We start from the raw sequence: 22,025 nt of genomic DNA, 5'->3' as shown, positions 1-22,025 counted from the left end.
CACCGGCCGATCACGGAGCGGTGGGAGGTGCGCTGCCGCAGGGAATCTCGGTGGGCGTCTCGGGCGTCGGCACCGGGTCGACCGGATCGGACGCGTGGGCCGGCCACGATGCCGGTCGCGCCTCGGAGCACGGGTCGTCGACGGGTGCGCGATCGGGCGACGGCACCGGCGACGGCGGCGGCGCCACGGCCGTCTGCAGTCCGGGCGCGGAGCGTTCCGCCTGCACGCCGCTGCTCACCGCGACGGCCAGTCCCCCACCCAGCAGGGCGACGAGCGCGACGAGCATGGCCGGCAGGACGGTGCCGCGACGACGGTTCATGGGCGCGGCGACGACCGTCGGGGAGCGGCGGGCGGCTGCGACGAGCGCGGCACCGGTCGCGCGATGCCAGGGCACCCCGTGCGGAGTCACGAAGGGAACACCGAGGACGGTGGCGAGTTCTCGTGCCGGACGGGCGTCGCCGGGACGCAGATCGAGGAAGACCACCGCGTCGGGCGAGGTGCCGGCGCGGGCGACCGCTTCGTCCATCGCCTCGGGCAGGGACTGCGTGTAGGGACCGAACTCGTCGCCGTCGGGACTCACCGTGGACAGCACCGTGCGCGAGGGGACGTCGACCATCGATGCGGATTCGACGCCGTAGGTACGGGTGTGCAGGGCCAGGACCGGCAGTTCCGCGAGTTCGGGTGCTCCGGCGAGGAAGGCCAGTCGCGCGTCGTCGAGCAGGACCGTGTCGACGTCGATACCGAGCACGGCTCGCACCGCCTCGGTGACCGGTTCGGCGTCCTCGTCGTTCTCGGGACCGGTCACCACCGCGGCCGCGGACAGGGTCAGCGACGCCGCGGCGGCACGTTCCGCCATGGCGGAGGCGGCAGCGGCAGCGGCCTCCGCCGGTGTGTCCCCGGGTGCGCCGAAGCCTCGCTGGGAGTCGAACGGACCGAGACTCGGAACGTCGGCATCGACGAGGACCGCGCACACTTCACCGTCGTCGACGGAGATGCCGAGCATCGGGCGCATCTGTTCGTCCCTCCACGGCTGCCAGCACGAATCACGACGGCCCGAGCGGCCGTCGCTCGGACGAGCCTAGCCGACTACCGGGCCTACTCCGGGTAACAACCGACGGTGAGTCCGACGGTCGCGGCGACGTAACTGCCGAAGGTGATGTACGAGCCGTCGGCCGCGAACATCCGGACGGCGAGACCGGTATCCGGAGGCAGCACATGGCGACCGTGGAAGCCCGCCCGCGCGGCGGTGTCCTCGAAGACCCTGGCCGCACGGTCTAGTTCGTCGACCGGCACCGGCCTGCCCGAGCCGTGGATCGGGAGGTGCACCGTCAGGCCCGAGGTGCCGTCGGGCAGCGTGCATCCCGCGGTGGTGCTCGCGTACTTCGGTTCGAAGCGCACGCTGGGGAACTCGGCGGACAGTGCGGTGAGGACGTCGCGCTGCACGGCGGTGTAGAACTCGACCGCGCCCGCGCTGGTCGTGGCGACCGGTTCGGGCATCGCGACCGGGGTCACCGTGGTGGTGCACGCCGCGAGCAGTGCTGCCGGAACGACGACGCACGCCCCGAGCCGAAAACTCCACACAGAGGTCACGGCGTACTCCGTTCTGCGGTGCCCGCGACGACACCGGCGATGTGGTGGGAACTCGACGTTCCGGGGGTGAGATACGAGCTGTGGCCGGTGATGCCCGCGAGCGGGACTCCGGCGGTGGTGGTGCCCGGACCGGCGGGAAGATGCGTCAGGCCGTCGAGGAAGCTCGGGTCGCCACCGAAGGTTCCGGCGTCGGCGACGATGTCGCGCTCGGCTTCGACGAGATAGGCGGAGCCGGGCGGGATCCGCAGGTCGGTCACGTCGCCGGTCCCGATCCCCGGAGCCCCGACGAACACCGCGGCATCGACCGCACCGGTCTCCCTCAGCGCCAGACCAGAGACGACGGCCCCGTAGGAATGCCCGACCGTGGTGATACGCGGGTCGTCGGGACGCGAGGCCGCGATGCCGTCGAGGAAGTCGACCAGGCGAGGCGCGGCGATCCGGGCGGCGAGGTCGGAGACCGGACTGCGCTCGGTGAACGCGAGACCCCATCCCCATTGGGGCGCCTGGTAATTCAGCCAGGTGACCGCCGCGACGGAGGGATCGCCGCCGGTGAGGTGGAGCCGAGCGGCGTCGCGCAGCGCCGCGACCTGCGTGTCGTAGCCCTGCAGATTGCCCTGCACGGTCGAGCCGGCGCCGGGGACGAAGACGGCCAGGTGCTCGGCGGTGTCGACGTCCCCGACGGCCACCGCCGCCATCGCTTCGCGTCCGGACAGGTCGAGGGCGAGCAATTGCCGGTCGCCGTGGGCGAGGGTCGCGTCGATCGCGGCGAGGGCCTCGATCTTCCGCACCGTCTGTTCGAGCCCGGCATCGGCGTCGGTGAACAGTCCGGTGACGCCGAGACTGTCGATCACGGTGCCACCGAGGAACATCGCGTCGAGTTCGGCCCGCAGTTGTGTCGCGACGGATTCGAGGCGGCGACGTTCGTCGTCGAGCAGGGCACGATTGGCGAGATCGCGAACCGCAGCGGGTAGTCCGTCGAGGGCGCCGATCCGTTCGGGATGTTCGGCGACCAGCGCGGTGCGTGCCGTGTCGTCGAGACCGTTCCACCACTGCGCGACCTGCACGGGATCGGTGGCCGGATCCGGCAGGACCGGCAGCGTCGTCGATCCGGACCGCGCGATCGCGGTATGTAGTCGACCCTGTTCGCCGAGAACCGTTCCCGGCGGCTCGGATTCGACACTCAGGCGAGCGGCGGCCTCGCGGTCGAGCCCATCGGCACGGACGAGCAGCGATCGCAGCGACGCCGCGAGCAATTCGTCGGCGTCGAGCGGGAAACCCCGCGCAGCGGCCCTGGTCTGCAGCTCGCCCAGTTCGGAGTGCAGTGCCCGCAGTCGCGGCACGACGAACCGCGCACATGCGGACACGCGCCGATACGACTCGGCCTGTGCCGCGAGATCCCGCCCGTACGAGGCGAATGCGGACATCGCTCCGTCATGCGCCGCACCGCTCCAGGCGTCGCCGAAGGACGCCGACCGCGCGACGTCGCCGGCCACGGCGTCGACGGCATCGGCACATGCCGCGAGCTCGGTCGCCGTGCGCTCGAGCGCATCCGGATCCCACCCCGCCAGATCGTCCACCTGCACACCACCACCCCCTGCCGCGGAAGCATAAGGGGCACCGACGACGGCCGGCCCGCGGAATGCTCCGCGGGCCGGCCGCTGTGGACAACTCCACTGCCTGTGGACAACTCGTGTCCACCTGCACTTTCTGCCTACATGTCGCTGATCGCTTCGAGCGGCGGCGTCTTCGCCGCACGCTGGCCGGGCCACAGCGCCGCGAGGACACCGATGATGCCGGACGCGACGAGCATGCCGACGACCTGCGACCACGGCACCGAGATGATGTCGAGTCCCTGATCGGCGAGGGTGCGTACGAACGCCCAGCCGAACGCGAGACCGAGCACGACACCCACGACCGCGCCGAAGACCGCGATGAGCAGCGACTCCAGGTAGATCGTGCGACGCACCTGGGCGCGTTGCATACCGACGGCGCGGAGCATGCCGATTTCCCGCCGCCGTTCCACCACCGACAGCGCGAGGGTGTTGACGATGCCGAGGATGGCGATGACTACGGCGAGGGCGAGCAGGCCGTAGAGGATCGCGAGGAGCATGTCGATCTGCTGCGCCTGCTGACCCTTGAACTGCTCACGGTCGAGGACCTGCACGATCACGTAGTCCTTGACGGCCTCCTCGATCGACGCGCGCACGGTCTCCGGATCGGCACCGTCGACGGTGTTCATGAGGACGACGAGCGCCGACCGGTTGTTCGGCGGCGTGAACTGCTCGAACAGCTCCTGCGAGACGACCCACGGACCGATCAGCTGGTTGTCGGCGAAGATGCCGGCGACCGTGGTGTCGACGGTGTCGCCGTCGCGACTGGTGAGCGGAACGGTGGAGCCCACTTCCCAGCCGTGGTCGTCCGCCGAGGTCTGCGAGACGAGAATCTCGTTCCCGGTCACCTCGAAGGCTCCCGCGACCATGTCCAGGTCGAGAACGTCCTGGAGGGGCCCGCCCGCTCCGGTGCCGAACTCGAAGTCCTCGTCGATCTTGGCCTGCACGCCGTAGGCGGGCACGACCTCCTCGATGCCGTCCACTCCGCGGACCGCCTCGGCGGCGGGGGCCGGGACACCGAACATCTGCGGCCCGGTGAGCATGAAGTCCGCCTCGACCCCGTTGTCGACGAGCGCGTCGACACTGGCCTTCGCCGACGACCCGAACACCCCGATGACGGAGACGAGCATCAGCCCCAGGGTGAGGGCGAACGCGGTCGCGGCGGTGCGACGCGGATTGCGGGTCGCATTGGTGCGCGCGAGCCGGCCGATCGCCCCGAACGGCCGAGCGAAGACCGCACCGAGCGCGTTCACGACGGGCCGGGACAACGCCGGCGCCGCGAACAGCACCGACAGGATCAGCAGGAAGGCGCCGATACCGACGGTCGCGGCCGCGCCGCCACCGACCTGCTGTGCGCCCACCACGACGAGTGCCGCACCGACGATCGCGCAGAGCACACCGATGATCGTGCGGATGCGCAGCGACTCGACGGTCGCTGTGGATTCCTCGCGCATCGCGGCGACGGGCGGAACGTGGGTCGCGCGCCGCGCCGGGGCGTAGGCGCTGACCACCGTCACGACCACGCCGACGAGCAGCGCGACGATCACGGTGCGCGGGGACAACTGCAGCGGGCCCGACGGCAGTCCGAGATCCGCGGCGTTCAGTGCCGCGCGCAGACCGTAGGCGAGCGCGACGCCCGCGGCGATACCGATGATGCTGCCGATCAGACCGACGACGAAGGCCTCGAGGGTGACCGACCGGCCGACCTGCTTGCGGCTCGCGCCGATCGCGCGGAGCAGGGCGAGTTCGCGTAGTCGCTGGGCGACGATCATCGAGAAGGTGTTGTAGATGATGAACGTGCCGACGAGCAGTGCGATCGCGCCGAACGCGAGCAGGAAGTAGTTGAGGAAGTTCAGGGCCTCGGCGACCTGCGACTTGGTCTCCTCGGTGACCTCGGCTCCGGTCTGCACCTTCAGCTCGGGCAGCGCTGCCGCAATCTCGTCGCGCAGCTGCTCGGGCGAGAGCGAACCGTCGCCTGCGACGTCGAGGAAGCCGATGTGCCGGCCGTCGGTGAACAGCTGGGAGGCCTGTTCCTCGGTGAACAACGCACCGATGTAGCCGCCGGTGTCGGTCTCGAGTTCGTAGATGCCGCTGACGGTCACCGGCACCATGCCCTGCGAGATGGTGAGCACGGTCGTGCTGTCGCCGATCGAGAGATCACCTCGTTCGGCCGCGCTCTCGTTGAGCGCGATCTGCCCGCTCTCCGCGGGTGGTCCACCGGCCACGAAGGTCTCCGGTTCGCCGACGAGACGGTCGGGCGGGATGTAGGCGTAACCCTCGGCGGGTGCGCCTCCGGTCTGGATCGCGGCGCCCTCGGAGTCGAGGACGATGATGCCGCCACCGATCGACGGGGACGTGCGCTCGACGCCGGGGAGGGCGACGACCTGGTCGACGGCCTCGATCGGGACACCGCTGGTGCCGTACTGCTCGGTGCTGACGCGGACGTCGACGCCCTGGGCGACGTCGCCGAAGATGCCGTCGAAGGTGCGCTGCAGTGTGTCGGTGAAGACGAACGAACCGGTGATGAAGGCCGTGCCAAGCACCACGGAGAGCACGGTCAGGGCGAGCCGCACCTTGTGTGCGGCGAGGTTGCGCAGGGCAACCCTGCGGATGGGATTCCCACTCATCGCGGTGTCTCCTATTCCGCCACGGGAGCCGCGGAGGCGGGATCGAACTGTTTCATCCGGTCGAGCACTCGTTCGGCCGTCGGTTCGCGCATCTCGTCGACGATGCGTCCGTCGGCGAGGAACACCACGCGGTCGGCGTAGCCGGCGGCGCGCGGGTCGTGGGTGACGATCACGACGGTCTGGTCGAACTCGTCGACGGCCGCCCGCAGGATGGACAGCACCTCACCGGACGAGCGGGAGTCGAGGTTGCCGGTCGGCTCGTCGCCGAAGATGATCTCCGGCCGGCCCGCGAGGGCACGCGCGCACGCGACACGCTGCTGCTGGCCACCGGACAATTCGCCGGGGCGGTGTCCGAGACGGTCGGTGAGACCGAGACGGGTGACGACGGTGTCGAGCCATTCCTGATCGATCTTGCGGCCCGCGATGTCCACCGGCAGGGTGATGTTCTCGAGCGCGGTGAGGGTGGGGACGAGGTTGAACGCCTGGAAGACGAAGCCGATGCGGTCGCGCCGCAGCTGGGTCATCCCCTTGTCGGACAGGGTCGTCAGATCGGTGTCGCCGATGAAGACCGCTCCGGAGGTCGCGCTGTCGAGACCTGCGAGGCAGTGCATGAGGGTCGACTTGCCCGATCCGGAGGGACCCATGATCGCGGTGAACTCACCGGCGGCGAAATCCGCGGTCACACCGTCGAGGGCGTGTACCGCGGTTTCTCCGGTTCCGTAGATCTTCTTCAGGTCCTGGGCGCGGGCTGCTGGGGCCGAGTGCAGTGGCATGCACCCATCTTCCCGGTGCCGGGACCACCGCACCATCGGGGATGACCCCGATCTTCGATTCGGGGATACGGGTGTATGCCGGGGCGGTGGCTCAGGCCCAGCGTGCCTGACCCCCGTCCAGCGGGATCGTCGCGCCGGTGAGATAGCGTGCGTCGTCGCTCACAATCCACGCCACGGCGCGCCCGATGTCCTCTTCGGGGTCGCCGATGCGGCGGAGCGGGATGGTTTGCACGAACTCGGCGGCCTCCTCCGGGTTCTTCTCCGTCCACCATTTCAGGCCCGGCGAAAGGGCGTGCGGGGCGATGGCATTGACTCGGATGCCGTCGACTCCCCATTCGGATGCCGCGGTGCGGGTCAGCGACCGCAGTGCCTCCTTGGTCGAGGCGTAGCCGCCGTAACCACTCGCGTCCCAGCGCACCGCGGCGGAGGTGACCATGTTGACGATCGACCCGCCACCGCGTTCCTTCATGATCGGGTGGACGAGTTGCATGGCGTGCAGCGCGGCGAGCGGACCCGAGCGGTACGCCTTCTCCAGCACGGCCGGCTTCAGGTCGAGCAGCGGCCCGAGCGGATTGAAGCTCGCGTTGTTGACGAGGATGTCGACACCTCCGAAGGCTCTGACCGTGCGGTCCACCGCGGCGGCGATCGCATCCGGATCGGCGATGTCGCACACGACCGGCTCGGCGGTGCCACCGAAGGCGCGGATCTGCTCGGCGGTGTCGATCAGCTTCGACTCGGTCCGGCCGGCGACCGCGATGGCCACACCTTGGCGGGCCAGCGCGAACGCAACCCCCTGACCGACCCCCTGACCTGCGCCGGTGATCAGCGCGACCCTGCCGTCGAGTTTGCCGCCTTCGAGTGTGCCCATGCGAGGAGTCGAGCAGATTCCGGGCACGTCCGGATATTGCGGTCCCGGTCGGCGGGACACTGCCCTAACCTGTGGCACATGCGGATAGGTGCGCACGTCCGGCAGGACGACGATCCCATCGGTCAGGGCGAACATCTCGGTGCCGATCTGGTGCAGGTGTTCCTGTCGGACCCGCAGAAATGGACGAAGCCCGGTGAGCATCCGCGCACCGAGGAGATCCTCGCATCGGACGTCGACGTGGTGGTGCACTCGCCGTACGTCATCAACGTAGCGAGCCTGAACAACAGGGTGCGGATGCCGTCGCGCAAGGCCCTCGCCGACCACGCCGAGGCGGCCGCGCGTATCGGTGCGCTCGGGCTGGTGGTCCACGGCGGGCACGTGCGCGCGGGTGAGGACGTCGCCGCCGGGGTGGAGAACTGGCGCAAGCTGTTCGAACGGCAGGAGGACAAGGGCGGGTTCGGGGTGCCGATCCTCGTCGAGAACACGGCGGGCGGCGACTTCGCGATGGCCCGCTACATCGACGCGATCGGACGTCTGTGGGACGCCATCGGCGACTACGGTCCCGGCTTCTGCCTCGACACCTGCCACGCCTGGGCGGGCGGTGAGGATCTCGTCGGTGTCGTCGAACGGGTGCGTGCGGTCACCGGCCGGATCGATCTGGTGCACCTGAACAATTCGCGTGACGAGTTCGATTCGGCCCGCGACCGGCACGCCAATCTCGCCGACGGGCAGATCGATCCGCAGTTGCTCGCGGAGATCGCGGTGCAGGCCGACGCACCGATCGTGCTCGAGACCCCGGCGGAGGGACTCGCCGAGGACATCGCCTTCCTGCGGGAGCACTCGACCTGACGACACACTCCGTTCTACGTTTGCGTCGTGCGCGGACCGATGCACCGTGTCGACGGCGCGCCTCTGTCTCCGACCGAAGCGCACGCCCCCGAAGCTGCGGTCACATGCCGGGCAGGTCGCCGGTCAGATAGCGCTGCACAGTGGGGGCGACGATCTCGACGAGCTGCTCCGACGACATCGACGCGAGCGGTTCGAGTCCGATGATGTAGCGCACCAGCATGATCCCGGTCATCTGGGTGGCCACCAGTTCGGCCCGCAGCCGGCCGGTGCCGACGGGACGGTCGATACGCTCGAACAGCGGTGCGAGCGCGACTTCCAGCAGGAACGAGCGGATCAGACCGCTGTCGCCCCCGGCGATCTGCGCACGGAACATCGCCACGGCCGCGTCGCGGTGCGGGGAGTCCCACACACCGAGAAGGGCGGTCGTGAGGGCACGGCCGAGATCCTCGGGTTCGGCCGCGTAGACGGGGGCGAGGACGTCGCGCGGATCGACCGGCAGCGCGATGGACGCGGTGAACAGCTGCAGCTTGGTGCCGAAGTAGTGGTGCACGAGCGCCGGGTCCACCCCTGCACGGGCCGCTACCGCACGCACCGTCGTCTTGTCGAAACCGTTGGCGGCAAACAGTTCCCGGGCGCTCGCGAGGATGTCGCCGCGCGCACCCGAGTTCCCGGGACGGCGGCCGGGGCGCCGCGTCCCGGCCTCGCTCGTCACGGGGTGCGACGGCGCAGCGTCGCCGCACCGAGCGTGAGGGCCGCGGCGGCGAACGCCGCGACGACGATCAGATCCCGCACCATGACGCCGGTGACCCCCGGGTTCACGGTGATCTCCTGCAGCGCCTCCACCGCGTAGCTCAACGGCAGTGCGTTGCTGATCCAGCGCAGCCAGTCGGGCAGATCGTCCCGGGCGACGAGCAACCCGCACAGCAGGAACTGCGGGATGACGATCACCGGCATGAACTGCACGGCCTGGAACTCGGTGCGGGCGAAGGCGCTGCACAGCAGCCCCAGGGAGACCCCGAGGACGGCGACGAGAACCGCGACGACCAGCACCCACAGCACCGATCCGGCGCTGGTGACGTCGAGCAGCCAGAAGGCCACCACGCATGCGAGACCGGCCTGGACGGCCGCCGCGAGCGAGAAGGCGCTGCCGTAACCGGCGAGCAGGTCGAGTTTCGTCAGCGGTGTCGTGAGTAGCCGTTCGAGGGTGCCCGAACTGCGCTCGCGTTGCATCGCGATGGAGGTGACCAGGAACATCACGACGAACGGGAGGATCCCGAGCATCGTGACGGCGATCCGGTCGAACAGCGAGACTCCGCCCGGGCCGGTGGGCGCGTTCTGGTACATGAAGTACAGCAGCGTCATCAGCAGGCTCGGGACGAGCACGATCATCGCGACGGTGCGATGGTCGGCCCGCAGCTGACGCAGGATGCGGGTGGTCGTGGTGGCATAGATGACGGCGCTCACGGTCGTGCTCCCGTCCGGTTCCGGATGAGTCGGAGAAAAGCGTTCTCGAGGCCCGTCTCCCCCGTCTGTTCGCGCAGTTCGACCGGCGTCAGTCGGGCCACCAGTCGGCCTTCGCGCAGGAGGACGAGCTCGTCGCAGTGGCCGGCCTCGTCCATGACGTGGCTCGACACGAGCAGGGTGGTGCCGCGGTCGGCGAGCGCGCGGAAGTGCTCCCACAGTTCGGCGCGCAGCAGTGGATCGAGTCCGACGGTGGGTTCGTCGAGCACGAGCAGTTCGGGATCGCCCACCAGCGCACACGCGAGCGACACCCGGCCCATTTGACCGCCGGAGAGGGCCGCCGTCCGGTTGCCGGCGTGGTCGGTGAGCCCGACCGCCGCGAGGGTGTCGGCGACCGCGGCGCCCTTCCGCCCGTAGAGGGAGGCGAAATAGGAGACGTTCTCGGTGACGGTCAGGTCGGGGTAGACGCTCGGCGACTGGGTGACGTAACCGATCCGGCGGCGCAGTTCGGCGCTGCCCGCGCGCAGGCCCAGCACCGTGACCGTGCCGGATTCGACGATCTGGGTACCGACGATCGTGCGCATCAGGGTGGTCTTCCCGCAGCCCGAGGGGCCGAGCAGTCCGGTGATCGCCCCGCGCGGGACGCGCACGCTCACGTCCTCGAGAGCTCGATGGGTGCCACGCCGAACGTGCAGATCGCGGATGTCGACAGCGTCGGAGATGTGGTCGATGGCCATGATCCACTCAATTCATCGAGCGTTGAAATCATCCTCGGATGAATTGTGCGCCTCACGTCTCGATCCGGTCAACCCCCGCGAGCGTCGCCAGTGGCCGACGGGAGCTCCGACGTACCATGAGTCCCATGAAGCACACGCGTCTCGCCCTGGCCGTCACCGCAACAGCACTGGTCCTGGCGGGATGCTCCGCCGGTGCCGACGAGCCCGCACCCTCCCCCGCCGTCTCGGTCGACACGCCGACGTCCTCGGCTCCCGAGACCACCACCTCCGACGAGGTCCCGCGCGACGCGCGCGAGAAGGTCTCCCCGGCCGGAGAGGGCGCAAAACTCACGGTCGTCGACATCCGTACCGGACGTCACGAGGGCTTCGACCGCGTGGTCTACGAACTCGGCGGCGAGGGCACACCGGGGTGGCGGGTCGGCTACGTCGACGAGGCACTCCAGCAGGGCAGCGGCAACGAGGTCCCCGTCGCCGGCGACGCCGTGCTGCAGGTGCTCATCGACGGCTCGGCCTATCCGTTCGACAGCGGTGTCGAGCAGTACGCCGGCCCGGATCCCGTGCTCGCCGATGCCGGCGGATCCGTGGTGGAGGTCAGCGGGTCCGGCGTCTTCGAAGGTGTCACCCAGTCGTTCATCGGCGTCGCCGCGCACGGCACGCCGTTCTCGGTGTACTCCCTCACCGGACCGACCCGCGTGGTGATCGACGTGGCCCGCTGACGCCTCGTTCTGTCGTGGTGCGAGTCTAGGCTTGACCTCGAGCGCACTCGAGGTCCTAGCCTCGGCTGCGACCCGAGGAGGCCGACACCATGAGCATGGAAGTCACCGCGTGGAACGCGATGTACAACGCGATGCACGCCGAGAGCGACCGCAGGCCGTTCTCCCGAGCGAGCCTACGGCGGATCGCCGAGTTCGCCCGGCCGCACCGCCGTAACATCACCTTCTATCTCGTCCTGAGCGTGACCATCGCGGCGCTCGGCGTCGCGACACCGGTACTCGCGGGCCGGGTGATCGACGCGATCGTCGACGGCGCTGCGGTCTCGGTCGTGGTGCTGCTCGCGGTGATCATCGCCGCGATCGCACTGATCGAGGCCGGCCTCGGGATCGCGAACCGCTGGTTGTCGGCGAGCATCGGCGAGGATCTCATCCTCGATCTGCGCACCACGGTCTTCGACCACGTGCAGCGCATGCCGGTCGCCTTCTTCACGAGAACCCGTACGGGCGCGCTCGTCTCGCGCCTGAACAACGACGTCATCGGTGCGCAGCGTGCCTTCAGCGACACCCTGTCCGGCGTGGTCGGCAACATCGTCACCCTCGCGATCACCCTGGTGGTGATGATCGGGATATCCTGGCAGATCACCCTTCTCGCACTGCTGCTGCTCCCGATCTTCGTGATTCCCGCCCGGCACATGGGCGCCCGGCTCGCGCAGCTCAGCCGGGAGGCCGCCAACCACAACTCGGTGATGAACACGCAGATGACCGAACGGTTCTCGGCTCCGGGCGCCACCCTGGTCAAGCTGTTCGGCCGTCCGGCACAGGAGTCGAGGGAGTTCGCCGTCCGGGCGAAGCGGGTCCGCGACATCGGCGTGCGCACCGCGATGCTGCAGAGCGTGTTCGTCACCGCCCTGACACTCGTGTCCGCACTCGCGCTCGCACTCGTCTACGGCCTCGGCGGTTTCTATGCCCTGCGCGACCAGCTCGATCCCGGTTCGGTGGTCGCGATGGCGATGCTCCTCACGCGCCTGTACTCGCCGCTGACGGCGCTGGCCAGTGCCCGCATGGACGTCATGAGTGCGATGGTGAGCTTCGAGCGGGTCTTCGAGATCCTCGATCTGAAGCCGCTGATCGAGCAGTCGCCCGACGCCCGGCCGGTGCCCGACGGTCCGGTCTCGGTGGAACTCCGGGATGTCACCTTCGCGTATCCGTCCGCCGACAAGGTCTCGCTCGCCTCCCTCGAGGAGGTCGCGGTGCTCGATTCGCGGGGCGGCGAAGAGGTGCTGCGCGACGTGTCGTTCCGCGTGGAACCGGGCCGGATGGTCGCACTGGTCGGATCGTCCGGCGCGGGCAAATCGACCATCGCACAACTGATCCCGCGATTGTACGATGTCGATTCCGGCGCCGTGCTGCTCGGCGGAGCGGACGTCCGCGAACTGACCGCCGACTCGATCCGCGCGACAGTCGGGCTGGTCACCCAGGACGGTCACCTGTTCCACGACACGGTCCGCAACAACCTGCTGCTCGCCCGCCCCGAAGCCGGCGAGGACGAACTGTGGGACGCCCTACGTCGCGCACGCCTCGAGCCCCTGATCGCGTCGTTGCCGAACGGACTCGACACGGTCGTCGGCGAACGCGGCTACCGGCTCTCGGGTGGTGAGCGTCAGCGGCTGACGATCGCGCGACTGCTGCTCGCCCATCCGCGGGTGGTGATCCTGGACGAGGCCACCGCCCATCTCGATTCGACCTCGGAGGCCGCTGTGCAGGAGGCGTTGACCGAGGCGCTCGAGGGTCGCACGTCGGTGGTCATCGCGCACCGCCTGTCGACCATCCGCGCCGCCGACGACATCCTGGTCGTCGAGGCCGGGCGCATCGTCGAACGCGGCAACCACGACGATCTCCTGGCGGCGGGCGGCCGCTACGCGGAGCTGTACCGCACGCAGTTCGCCGATTCGGGACCGAAGGTATCGGTGGGAGCCCCCATACTCGACGCATGAGCGCCGGGACGTCGACGGTGCCACCGCCGACGTCCCGGCCGAGTGGATCGGCCGGCGGTCTCAGTCGCGGTATCCGCCGCGACCACCACGATCGTTGCGGTCGCTGCGGTGCGTGAAGTCGCCGGAGCGGCCGCCACGGCTGTCGCCGTACTCGCGCTTGCCGCCACGATCGCGCTTGCCGTGATCGCGACGGTCTCCCCCGCGTCGATCGTCGCCGCGACGGTCGTCGCGTCCGCGATACGAGCTGGGACGTCCGGACGGTGCGCCGGAGTCGGGCTGCAGCTGGATGAGCACGCCCGAGATTCGGGTGGAGCGCAGCGCGTCGAGGGTCTGCGGCGACAGATCCTTCGGCAGCTCGACGAGGCTGTGATCGGCACGGATGCTGATGTGCCCGAAATCGCCGCGGCGCAGTCCGCCCTCGTTGGCGATGGCACCGACGATCGCACCGGGCTGCACGCGGTGACGCTTGCCTACGGCGATGCGGTAGGTGGTCATCTCCTGGCCGTCGCGACCGACCTTCGGCCCGTCGTCGAAGCGACGCGGCGGACGCTCGCGCGGTTCGCGCTCGCGGCGCGGCGGTGCGACCGGCTCGGGTTCGGCCTCCATGAGGAACGACTCGCCGTCGCGAGACAGCACCGCCAGCGCGGCCGCGATGTCGGCGAGCGGCACGTCGTGCTCACGCTCGTAGTCCTCGATGAAGGTGCGGAACAGCTGCAGGTGATCGGAGGCGAGCGCCTCGGTGATCGAGTCGTTGAACTTCGATACGCGCTGGGCGTTGACGTCCTCGACGGTGGGCAGCTGCATCTCGGCGAGCGGCTGGCGGGTGGCCCGCTCGATCGCCTTGAGCAGGTGACGCTCGCGCGGAGCGACGAACAGCAGCGCGTCGCCGGTGCGGCCGGCGCGGCCTGTGCGGCCGATGCGGTGCACGTACGACTCGGTGTCGTGAGGGATGTCGTAGTTGACGACGTGGCTGATGCGCTCGACGTCGAGACCACGCGCGGCGACGTCGGTGGCGACGAGGATGTCGAGCGTGCCGTTCTTGAGCTGGTTGATCGTGCGCTCGCGCTGGGCCTGCACGATGTCGCCGTTGATGGCGGCGGCGGAGAAACCGCGGGCGCGCAGGCGCTCGGCCAGGTCCTCGGTGGCCTGCTTCGTGCGCACGAAGATGATCATGGCCTCGAAGGTCTCGACCTCGAGGATTCGGGTCAGCGCGTCGAGCTTGCGCTGATGGGAGACGAGAACCCAGCGCTGGGAGATGTTCGCCGACGTCGTCGTCTTCGACTTGACGGTGATCTCCTGCGGATCCTTCAGGTACTGCTTCGACAGCCGGCGGATCGCGCCCGGCATGGTCGCGGAGAACAGCGCGACCTGCTTGGTGTCGGGGGTGTCGGCGAGGATGCGCTCGACGTCCTCCTGGAAGCCCATGGTGAGCATCTCGTCGGCCTCGTCGAGGACGAGGAACTCGAGTTCGGAGATGTCGAGGGTGCCCTTGGCGAGGTGATCGATCACACGTCCGGGGGTGCCGACGATGACCTGGGCGCCGCGGCGGAGGCCGGACAGCTGTACACCGTATGCCTGACCGCCGTAGATGGGCAGGACGGACAGGCCCGGGATATGGACGGAATACTTACCGAAAGCCTCCGCGACCTGCAGCGCGAGCTCGCGGGTGGGCGCCAGCACCAGCGCCTGGGGCCGCTTCACGGAGGTGTCGATACGCGAGAGGATCGGCACCGCGAAGGCGGCGGTCTTGCCGGTGCCGGTCTGAGCGAGACCGACGACGTCCCGTCCCTCCAGCAGCGGTGGGATGGTCGCCGCCTGGATCGGCGACGGGGACTCGTAACCCACATCCGAAAGAGCTTGCAGCACACGTGCATCGATGTCGAGATCGGCAAACGTGAGAGCTGCGGTCTCCTGGTCGGGGGCGTCTTGAATATCACTCATTTGACCAGCAGTTTATCGGATGAACTCACCTCTTCGCGCCCGGACCCGGCCGCGACCTGGGCTCGAGCGCGCGAACAATGACCCACCCCACCCCGTCGCCGGCACCCGGGGCGCGTCACACTGGGCAGGTTCACCGTCCTCGACCGAAGGATTCCACAGTGACGGCTTCCCCCTCCGCGCACGCATCCGCGACACCCCCGTCCGTCGCCGATTCGGGTATTCCGACGCACTGGTACAACATCGTCGGCGACCTCGCGGTGGCCCCGCCGCCGCACCTGCACCCCGGCACCCGCGAACCGATCACCGCCGACGATCTCGCACCTCTGTTCGCCTCGGGACTGATCGAGCAGGAACTGTCGACCGAGACCGACATCGAGATCCCGGAAGCCGTGCGCGAGGTCTACGCCGGTTACCGCTCCACGCCCCTTTTCCGCGCCCGCTCGTTCGAGAAGGCACTCGGCACCCCGGCCCGCATCTACGTCAAGTACGAGGGCGTGAGCCCGGTGGGCAGCCACAAGGTGAACTCGGCGGTCGCACAGGCCTACTACAACTCGCTCGACGGCGTCACCCGGCTCACGACGGAGACCGGTGCCGGACAGTGGGGTTCGGCCCTGTCGTTCGCGTGCGCGAAGTTCGGTATCGATCTCGAGGTGTGGCAGGTCCGCGCCTCCTACGACTCGAAGCCCTACCGCCGCTTCCTCATCGAGACCTACGGCGGCACAGTACATCCCAGCCCGTCCGACCTGACGGAGGCCGGTCGCGCCGTCCTTGCCGAGCACCCGGACACACCCGGCTCGCTCGGCATCGCGGTCTCGGAGGCCGTGGAGGTCGCAGTGAAGGACGCCGCCGCCCGCTACACCCTCGGCAGCGTGCTCAACCACGTGGTGCTGCACCAGACCGTCATCGGCCTCGAGGCCGTGGAGCAACTGCGGGCCGCGGGTGAGGACCAGGCCGACGTCGTCTTCGGTTGCGCGGGCGGCGGTTCGAACCTCGCCGGCCTGTCGTTCCCGTTCCTGCGCGAGGTCATCCACGAGCGGGCGACCACGCGTGTCGTCGCCGTCGAGCCCGCGGCGTGCCCGTCGATCACCCGCGGCGAGTACCGCTACGACCACGGTGACATCGCGGGTCTGACCCCGCTGCTGAAGATGCACACCCTCGGCCAGGACTTCATCCCGGATCCGATCCACGCCGGCGGGCTGCGATATCACGGCATGGCGCCGTTGCTCAGCCACACCGTCGAGCTCGGCTACGTGCAGGGACAGTCCGTGGCACAGACCGATGCCTTCTCCGCGGCGGTGCTCTTCGCCCGGAACGAGGGCATCGTGCCGGCGCCGGAGTCGTCGCACGCGATCGCCGCGGCCGCGGAGTACGCGCGGGGCCTCACCGAACCCGAGGTCATCGTGATCGGCCTGTCCGGCCACGGCCAGCTCGATCTGCCCGCCTACCACTCGTACCTGTCGGGCGAGCTCGACCGAGATCCCCTCGGTCCGTCCGGGCGGTGAGTGCTCGCCCGCCCGGGCGGACCGTCCCATACTGGAGGTGTGGGGTACGCCACACGCGAGGAGGCAGGCCGGCGACTCGCCCGGTCGGCCGGGCACCTGCGCGACGCCGACCCGGTGGTCCTCGCACTACCTCGCGGCGGCATTCCCGTCGCCCGTGAACTCGCCGCAGCCCTCGATGCGCCCCTGGACGTCCTCGTGGTGCGCAAACTGGGCGTGCCCTGGCATCCCGAACTCGCGATGGGCGCGATCGCCGAAGGACCGGGTCCCGGAACCGCCGGGGAATCGACCACGCAGGACGCCGTCTTCCGGGTCCTCAACGACGACGTGATCCGGCGCGGGCGGATCGCCCCCGAATCCGTGGCGGCCGTCGAGCGACGCGAGCTGGCCGAACTGGCTCGACGTGCCGATTGCCTGCGTGCCGGTCGCACCCGGGTGCCGCTGGAGGGCCGCACGGCGATCGTCGTCGACGACGGCATCGCCACAGGTGCGACGGCCGCGGTGGCATGCCTCGCCGCGCGCGCCTCCGGAGCGACCCGGGTCGTCCTCGCGGTGCCGGTGGCCTCCCCCGACGCACTGCGCCGGGCCGGCCGGACGGCCGACGAGGTGATCTGCCCGTGGACGCCGGTGGACACCGACAGCGTCGGCGCCGCCTACGACGACTTCCATCAGCTCGGCGACGACGAAGCGATTCTCCTTGTCCGAAATACTGGTACTTCCGGTACCGGGAAATCCGACGAGACGATCCGATAGTGGCAATCTTCGTTACCGGCGGGTAGCATTGTTACCTGGATCACTGCCTATCGGACTGTAAAAAGGGGGCAAAGCGGTCCGAGGGTAATGCATTTCCCAACGACGTGTGATGCAATGCACACCGACAGCACCTAACGATGGAGGGGTCACAGTGAGTGAGATTGCCGTACCACAGTCGTTCTCGATTCCCGAGAACACGTCGATGGCCGACAGCGTCTTCCGGCACGAGAAGGAGTCGCCGGAGTTCGTGCCGTTCGAGCGACTGGTCGACGGCAAGTGGGTTCCCGTCACCGCCCGCCAGTTCGCATCCGAGGTGCGCGCCGTGGCGAAGGGCCTGATCGCGTCGGGTATCGAGCTCGGCGACCGCGTCGCGGTCCTGTCGGCGACGCGCTACGAATGGGTCCTGCTCGACTACGCCATCTGGGCCGCGGGCGGTGCCACCGTGGCGATCTACGAGACGTCGTCGGCCGACCAGGCCCAGTGGATCCTCGAGGACTCCGGGACCAAGCTGCTCATCGTCGAGAACTCCGGTCACGTCGACACCGTCCGCGAGGTCGCCGAGAACGCCCCGACCGTGCGCGAGGTCCTGCAGATCGAGCCGGCGCCGGGCGGCAAGAGCGCGGTCGACGAGCTCATCGCACGCGGCGCAGCGGTCACCGACGAGCAGGTCGAGGAACGGCGCAACTCGGTCACGGCCGAATCCGCGGCGACCCTCATCTACACCTCCGGCACCACGGGCCGGCCGAAAGGCGTCCAGCTCAAGCACCGCCACTTCGCCTCGGAGTCCGCGGCCTGCGGCCTGGCCCTGCCCGACTCGATGCACGAGGGCCAGCGCACCCTGCTGTTCATTCCGATGGCACACGTCTTCGCGCGCCTGATCTCGTTCGCGGCATTCGACAGCAAGGTCACCGTCGGTCATACCTCCGACCTGACGACGCTGCTCGACCAGTTCGCGGTCTTCAAGCCGAATTTCATCCTCTCGGTGCCCCGCGTGTTCGAGAAGGTCTACAACTCGGCGAAGCAGAAGGCCTACGACGGCGGCAAGGGCAAGATCTTCGAGAAGGCCTCGGAGGTCGCGATCGAGTACAGCAAGGCCCTCGAGAACGGCGGCCCCGGCCTCGGCCTGAAGATCCAGCACTTCGTCTTCGACAAGCTGGTCTACGGCAAGCTCAAGGCCGCGCTCGGCGGCAACGTCACCCGGGCCGTCTCGGGCGGCGCCGCACTCGGCGCACGTCTCGGCCACTTCTTCCGCGGTGTCGGCGTCACCATCTACGAGGGTTACGGCCTGACGGAGACCACCGGCGGCATCATCATGAACACCCCGGCCGCCCAGAAGGTCGGCACCGTCGGCACGCCGTTCAACGGCTGCGCCGCGAAGATCGCCGAGGACGGCGAGCTCCTCCTCAGGGGCCCCCAGGTGTTCGACGGCTACTGGCAGAACGACAAGGCCACCGACGAAGCCATCCGCGACGGCTGGTTCCACACCGGCGACATCGGTGCGATCGACGAAGACGGCTTCATCTCGATCACCGGCCGCAAGAAGGAACTCATCGTCACCGCGGGCGGCAAGAACGTCGCCCCGGCCGTCCTCGAGGATTCGCTGCGCGCCCACCCGCTGATCAGCCAGGTCATCGTGGTCGGTGATTCCAAGCCATTCGTCGGCGCGCTGATCACCCTCGATCCGGAGGCGCTGCCGGGCTGGCTCGAGCGACACGGTCTGCCGGCGGAAACCACGGTCGCCGATCTGATCAAGAACCCCGACCTGATCGCCGAGATCGACGAGGCGGTTGCCGAGACCAACAAGAAGGTCTCGAAGGCCGAGGCGATCCGCAAGTACCGCCTCCTCGAGACCGATTTCAGCGTCGAGAGCGGCGAGCTGACCCCGACGCTCAAGCTCAAGAGGAACATCATCCACGACAAGCACGGCGCCGAGATCGCAGCGATCTACAACTGAAGTTCCACACCGTCGACCGGGCCCCTCGTCACCGCGAGGGGCCCGGTCGTTTCTCGGGGAATCTGGGAATCCGGTCGGCCACGTCGCCCACGAACGCGGCAATATCCGAAGTCACCCTGCGATGTACGGGTTCGTGCAACAGGTCGTGCCCGGCATCGGAATACTCGCACCACTGTGCCCCGGGCAGCGACGACGCCCACTCGCGTACCGGGTCGATGGGGGCCAGCCGGTCGTCGACGCCGTGGACCAGCAGAACCGGCAGGTTGCTCGCGCCGAGCGCTTCGGCCGTCTCCGGCAGGGCCGCGGTGCGCGGCGTACCGCACAGCACGACGCCCGCGAGGCGGCTACCACCGGAGGGATCGGCATCCAGCGCCGTCAGGACCGTCGCCGCCCCCAGCGAATGGCCCATCACCACCAGCGGCAGACCGGACTCGGCGGCGAGGCCGGTGAGCACGCCGAAGTCCTCGGCGTGGAACTCGACGTTGCCCGGTGAGCCGGGTTCTCCTTCGGAGAGCCCGTGTCCGGCGAGGTCGAGTCCCCACCACGCGATGCCGTGGGCGGCGAGGCCGGAGGCGAAACGGTGGTAGTGCCCGGTGTGCTGCCCGAAACCGTGCGCGAACACCACACCGGCTCTCGCGTCGTCGACGGTCCGGCACCGCCAGTGGACCCGGCCGACCGACCCGGGGAAGAACGTCAACGGCATGGCCTCATTGTGGCCGGAGCCGGAAGGTCACCAGCAGCCGCCCTCACCGCGATAGGTGGGAACCTCGGTGCGTCCGTTCTCGTCGACGAGGTACACCCGGTCGAACCTCTCGCACAGTTCGCCGGCCTTCGCGTGGCGGAACCACACCCGTCCCCCGACGGGGATCGACGCCGCAGCGCGACCGTGCACCGGGGTCTGCACCTCGCCGGCACCTTCCGTCCCCAGCAACTTCAATCCCGCAGGACGGACCGGGCGCGGCACCCGCGAGGCGCCGGTCGGGCCGGACGCGATGTACCCGCCGCCGAACAACGTCGTGACCGACGGTGACGGTTTGCGTACGGCAGGCAGCGCGAAGAACATCGACGGGTTCGGGGTGAACGCCCGGTAGCCGTCGAACAGGGTGGGCACGTACAGCCCCGATCCCGCGGTGGCCTCGGTGACGACACGATCGGCGGTGGTCACCTCGAGCGAGCCGGTTCCGCCACCGTTGACCAGTTCGAGGTCACCCACGACCGCACGCACGGCCTCCACCACGGCGCGGCGGCGCGAGGAGAGATCCCGCGCCGACAGTCCCTTGACGAGTCGTACCGGCAGCGACGAGTCGGGCAGGCCCGCGATCTGGGCCTCGTAGAACATCACTCCGACGACGTCGAATCCGGCGGCGTCGGCGCGACGGGCCAGGCCGGAGGCTGCCTCCGGGTCGCGCAGCGGAGAACGGCGCACACCGAGATGGAGCGGACCCACCCGCAACGACGCATCGATGTCCAGGCAGACCTTCGTCCGGAAAGTGTTCTTCCCCAAAGCCGTACGGATGATGTCGAGGTGCTCGGCCGAATCGACCATGAGCGTGATCGCCTGCACCGCGTCCGGCGACACCGCGAGCTTCCCGAGCGCCGCCCGGTCGACCGTGGGGTAGCCCATCAGGATGTCGCGCGCTCCGTGCTCGACGAGCCACAGCGCCTCCCGTAGCGAGTACGCCATGATGCCGCGAAAACCGCCGCGGGTGGTCAGTTCCGGGCCGAGGACCTCGGCGAGGACGGCACGACAGCGCACCGATTTGCTCGCGACCCGCACGGGCACACCGTTCGCGCGGCGGATCAGGTCGTCGGCGTTGCGCCGCAGGGTGGGCAGATCGACGGCGGCGAACGGCGGGTCGAGGTCGGCCGTCGCCGCGTGCACCCGGTCGAGGGCGGCGTCGTGAACGGAAGCAGCACGGAGCACGGGCGATCCCTTCGAAAAGGTCGGGTCGGGTCAGGAACGTTCTACGGCACGGGTCGCGATGATGTCGGCGACGACTCCCAGTTCGGCCGTGGCCGCCTCGCCGTCGCGATCGACGAGCCACCGGAGCACGACGCCGTCGAGCACGGACAACGACAGTCGTGCGAGCGTCGAAGTGGGCAGCGACCATTCGACGCCGCATCGCTCGGCGCAGGTGTCGAGGAACAACTGGGCCTGCTTGTCCATCAGGCGGTACTGCTCCACGGCGATGTCGCCGCCGGCGGGACTGCCATCGGTGCGCTGCCGGAGCGAGTAGGCGGTGATCTCGTAGGTGAGGGTCTGCAGCCCCGGCGTGGACTCGATCGTCGACCACATGGAGCGAAGGCCGGTGTGGAGCATCGAGCAGAGACAGTCGACGCCGCCGGTCTGCTGCGCGTCCTCGGGCACATCGAAGGCCGCGTGCATGGCTCCGGCGAGTTCGCCGACGACGGCGTTCGCCATGGCGACGACGAGGGCTTCCTTGCTGTCGAAACAGTAGTGGACAACGCCCAGTGACACTCCGGCCTTCTCGGCGACGGCGCGGACCGTGACGGCTCCGACTCCCCCGCCCTCCGCCAGTTCCAGTGCTGCTGCCACGAGTTGGGCGCGGCGCTCGTCAGCAGGCAACCGATTCGGCATGACCCTGATGGTAGAGGTCGGGAAAGGTTCACGAGCAGGTGTTGACTTGGACGCTTG

At 69.2% G+C, this 22,025-nt stretch carries 19 protein-coding genes; 6 read left to right on the top strand and 13 right to left on the bottom strand.

Features of this window, described 5'->3' with window-relative positions; all coding sequences use genetic code 11:
• Positions 1-10: 10 nt before the first annotated feature.
• From ACQR3U_RS07590 to ACQR3U_RS07565, 6 genes are all read right to left on the bottom strand, one after another.
• Positions 11-1,012 carry a hypothetical protein gene (locus ACQR3U_RS07590; RefSeq protein WP_230810111.1) on the bottom strand — a complete coding sequence of 334 codons (1,002 nt, stop codon included), beginning with the start codon at positions 1,010-1,012 and terminating at the stop codon, positions 11-13.
• Between the two features lie 83 nt (positions 1,013-1,095).
• Complete coding sequence (locus tag ACQR3U_RS07585; RefSeq protein ID WP_019288108.1) at positions 1,096-1,590, bottom strand: LppA family lipoprotein; 495 nt, start codon at positions 1,588-1,590, stop codon at positions 1,096-1,098.
• The gene (locus tag ACQR3U_RS07580; protein WP_230810110.1) at positions 1,587-3,167 is read right to left on the bottom strand and encodes an alpha/beta hydrolase; all 1,581 of its coding nucleotides are present in this window, start codon (positions 3,165-3,167) and stop codon (positions 1,587-1,589) included. The genes ACQR3U_RS07585 and ACQR3U_RS07580 overlap by 4 nt, the downstream gene beginning before the upstream one ends.
• A 134-nt stretch (positions 3,168-3,301) precedes the next feature.
• Entirely contained in the window at positions 3,302-5,827 is a 2,526-nt protein-coding gene (locus ACQR3U_RS07575; protein WP_230810109.1) for an ABC transporter permease, read from the bottom strand.
• An 11-nt stretch (positions 5,828-5,838) separates the two neighbouring features.
• Positions 5,839-6,600 (bottom strand): ABC transporter ATP-binding protein, encoded by a 762-nt coding sequence (locus ACQR3U_RS07570; protein ID WP_006553930.1) that lies wholly within the window; start codon positions 6,598-6,600, stop codon positions 5,839-5,841.
• 91 nt (positions 6,601-6,691) lie between these two features.
• The gene (locus ACQR3U_RS07565) at positions 6,692-7,468 is read right to left on the bottom strand and encodes an SDR family NAD(P)-dependent oxidoreductase (RefSeq protein ID WP_006553929.1); all 777 of its coding nucleotides are present in this window, start codon (positions 7,466-7,468) and stop codon (positions 6,692-6,694) included.
• A gap of 78 nt (positions 7,469-7,546) precedes the next feature.
• On the opposite strand from ACQR3U_RS07565, the gene ACQR3U_RS07560 reads away from it, so the two are divergent.
• Positions 7,547-8,317 (top strand): deoxyribonuclease IV, encoded by a 771-nt coding sequence (locus ACQR3U_RS07560; protein WP_071934589.1) that lies wholly within the window; start codon positions 7,547-7,549, stop codon positions 8,315-8,317.
• 100 nt (positions 8,318-8,417) lie between these two features.
• On the opposite strand, the gene ACQR3U_RS07555 is transcribed toward ACQR3U_RS07560, so the two are convergent.
• The 3 genes from ACQR3U_RS07555 to ACQR3U_RS07545 are packed head-to-tail and all read right to left on the bottom strand — an operon-like array spanning position 8,418 to position 10,515.
• Positions 8,418-9,029 (bottom strand): TetR family transcriptional regulator, encoded by a 612-nt coding sequence (locus ACQR3U_RS07555; RefSeq protein ID WP_019288104.1) that lies wholly within the window; start codon positions 9,027-9,029, stop codon positions 8,418-8,420.
• The gene (locus ACQR3U_RS07550; protein ID WP_019288103.1) at positions 9,026-9,781 is read right to left on the bottom strand and encodes an ABC transporter permease; all 756 of its coding nucleotides are present in this window, start codon (positions 9,779-9,781) and stop codon (positions 9,026-9,028) included. The genes ACQR3U_RS07555 and ACQR3U_RS07550 overlap by 4 nt, the downstream gene beginning before the upstream one ends.
• Positions 9,778-10,515, bottom strand: a complete 738-nt coding sequence (locus ACQR3U_RS07545) for an ABC transporter ATP-binding protein (RefSeq protein WP_230810108.1) — start codon at positions 10,513-10,515, stop codon at positions 9,778-9,780. Before ACQR3U_RS07545 ends, ACQR3U_RS07550 begins: the two co-directional genes overlap by 4 nt.
• Before the next feature lie 125 nt (positions 10,516-10,640).
• On the opposite strand from ACQR3U_RS07545, the gene ACQR3U_RS07540 reads away from it, so the two are divergent.
• Together ACQR3U_RS07540 and ACQR3U_RS07535 are read left to right on the top strand one after the other, a co-directional pair.
• Positions 10,641-11,231: an AMIN-like domain-containing (lipo)protein gene (locus ACQR3U_RS07540; RefSeq protein ID WP_006553924.1), complete on the top strand. Its 591-nt coding sequence runs from the start codon at positions 10,641-10,643 to the stop codon at positions 11,229-11,231.
• An 89-nt stretch (positions 11,232-11,320) separates the two neighbouring features.
• Positions 11,321-13,222 carry an ABC transporter ATP-binding protein gene (locus ACQR3U_RS07535; protein WP_230810107.1) on the top strand — a complete coding sequence of 634 codons (1,902 nt, stop codon included), beginning with the start codon at positions 11,321-11,323 and terminating at the stop codon, positions 13,220-13,222.
• 60 nt (positions 13,223-13,282) lie between these two features.
• On the opposite strand, the gene ACQR3U_RS07530 is transcribed toward ACQR3U_RS07535, so the two are convergent.
• Positions 13,283-15,163: a DEAD/DEAH box helicase gene (locus tag ACQR3U_RS07530; protein WP_006553923.1), complete on the bottom strand. Its 1,881-nt coding sequence runs from the start codon at positions 15,161-15,163 to the stop codon at positions 13,283-13,285.
• A gap of 158 nt (positions 15,164-15,321) precedes the next feature.
• Between ACQR3U_RS07530 and ACQR3U_RS07525 the strand changes: the two genes are divergently transcribed.
• From ACQR3U_RS07525 to ACQR3U_RS07515, 3 genes are all read left to right on the top strand, one after another.
• On the top strand, positions 15,322-16,665 hold the full coding sequence (locus tag ACQR3U_RS07525) for a TrpB-like pyridoxal phosphate-dependent enzyme (protein WP_064255826.1): 1,344 nt from the start codon (positions 15,322-15,324) through the stop codon (positions 16,663-16,665).
• Between the two features lie 39 nt (positions 16,666-16,704).
• On the top strand, positions 16,705-17,415 hold the full coding sequence (locus ACQR3U_RS07520) for a phosphoribosyltransferase (RefSeq protein ID WP_230810106.1): 711 nt from the start codon (positions 16,705-16,707) through the stop codon (positions 17,413-17,415).
• A gap of 151 nt (positions 17,416-17,566) precedes the next feature.
• Positions 17,567-19,369 carry an AMP-dependent synthetase/ligase gene (locus ACQR3U_RS07515; RefSeq protein WP_230810105.1) on the top strand — a complete coding sequence of 601 codons (1,803 nt, stop codon included), beginning with the start codon at positions 17,567-17,569 and terminating at the stop codon, positions 19,367-19,369.
• A gap of 28 nt (positions 19,370-19,397) precedes the next feature.
• On the opposite strand, the gene ACQR3U_RS07510 is transcribed toward ACQR3U_RS07515, so the two are convergent.
• Genes ACQR3U_RS07510 through ACQR3U_RS07500 form a run of 3 tightly spaced genes read right to left on the bottom strand, consistent with a single transcriptional unit; the run spans position 19,398 to position 21,968 of the window.
• Positions 19,398-20,072, bottom strand: a complete 675-nt coding sequence (locus ACQR3U_RS07510) for an alpha/beta hydrolase (RefSeq protein WP_230810104.1) — start codon at positions 20,070-20,072, stop codon at positions 19,398-19,400.
• 27 nt (positions 20,073-20,099) lie between these two features.
• A complete protein-coding gene (locus tag ACQR3U_RS07505; RefSeq protein WP_230810103.1) occupies positions 20,100-21,293 on the bottom strand; it encodes an alanine racemase in 1,194 nt (397 codons plus the stop codon).
• A gap of 30 nt (positions 21,294-21,323) precedes the next feature.
• A complete protein-coding gene (locus ACQR3U_RS07500) occupies positions 21,324-21,968 on the bottom strand; it encodes a TetR/AcrR family transcriptional regulator (protein WP_230810102.1) in 645 nt (214 codons plus the stop codon).
• Positions 21,969-22,025: the final 57 nt, after the last annotated feature.

This window comes from Rhodococcus sp. IEGM1339 (genome assembly GCF_050321925.1).
Taxonomy (GTDB): Bacteria; Actinomycetota; Actinomycetes; order Mycobacteriales; family Mycobacteriaceae; genus Rhodococcus; species Rhodococcus pyridinivorans.
The sequence above is the reverse complement of the archived record's forward strand: the minus strand, read 5'-3'. Positions and strand labels throughout refer to the sequence as shown.

What these genes read in the sequence shown, in the direction of transcription:
- ACQR3U_RS07590 (WP_230810111.1), bottom strand. Translation starts at nt 1,012, where the DNA reads ATGCGCCCGATGCTCGGCATCTCCGTCGACGACGGTGAAGTGTGCGCG.
- ACQR3U_RS07575 (WP_230810109.1), bottom strand. Translation starts at nt 5,827, where the DNA reads ATGAGTGGGAATCCCATCCGCAGGGTTGCCCTGCGCAACCTCGCCGCA.
- ACQR3U_RS07570 (WP_006553930.1), bottom strand. Translation starts at nt 6,600, where the DNA reads ATGCCACTGCACTCGGCCCCAGCAGCCCGCGCCCAGGACCTGAAGAAG.
- ACQR3U_RS07565 (WP_006553929.1), bottom strand. Translation starts at nt 7,468, where the DNA reads ATGGGCACACTCGAAGGCGGCAAACTCGACGGCAGGGTCGCGCTGATC.
- ACQR3U_RS07560 (WP_071934589.1), top strand. Translation starts at nt 7,547, where the DNA reads ATGCGGATAGGTGCGCACGTCCGGCAGGACGACGATCCCATCGGTCAG.
- ACQR3U_RS07545 (WP_230810108.1), bottom strand. Translation starts at nt 10,515, where the DNA reads ATGGCCATCGACCACATCTCCGACGCTGTCGACATCCGCGATCTGCAC.
- ACQR3U_RS07540 (WP_006553924.1), top strand. Translation starts at nt 10,641, where the DNA reads ATGAAGCACACGCGTCTCGCCCTGGCCGTCACCGCAACAGCACTGGTC.
- ACQR3U_RS07535 (WP_230810107.1), top strand. Translation starts at nt 11,321, where the DNA reads ATGAGCATGGAAGTCACCGCGTGGAACGCGATGTACAACGCGATGCAC.
- ACQR3U_RS07530 (WP_006553923.1), bottom strand. Translation starts at nt 15,163, where the DNA reads ATGAGTGATATTCAAGACGCCCCCGACCAGGAGACCGCAGCTCTCACG.
- ACQR3U_RS07510 (WP_230810104.1), bottom strand. Translation starts at nt 20,072, where the DNA reads ATGCCGTTGACGTTCTTCCCCGGGTCGGTCGGCCGGGTCCACTGGCGG.
- ACQR3U_RS07500 (WP_230810102.1), bottom strand. Translation starts at nt 21,968, where the DNA reads ATGCCGAATCGGTTGCCTGCTGACGAGCGCCGCGCCCAACTCGTGGCA.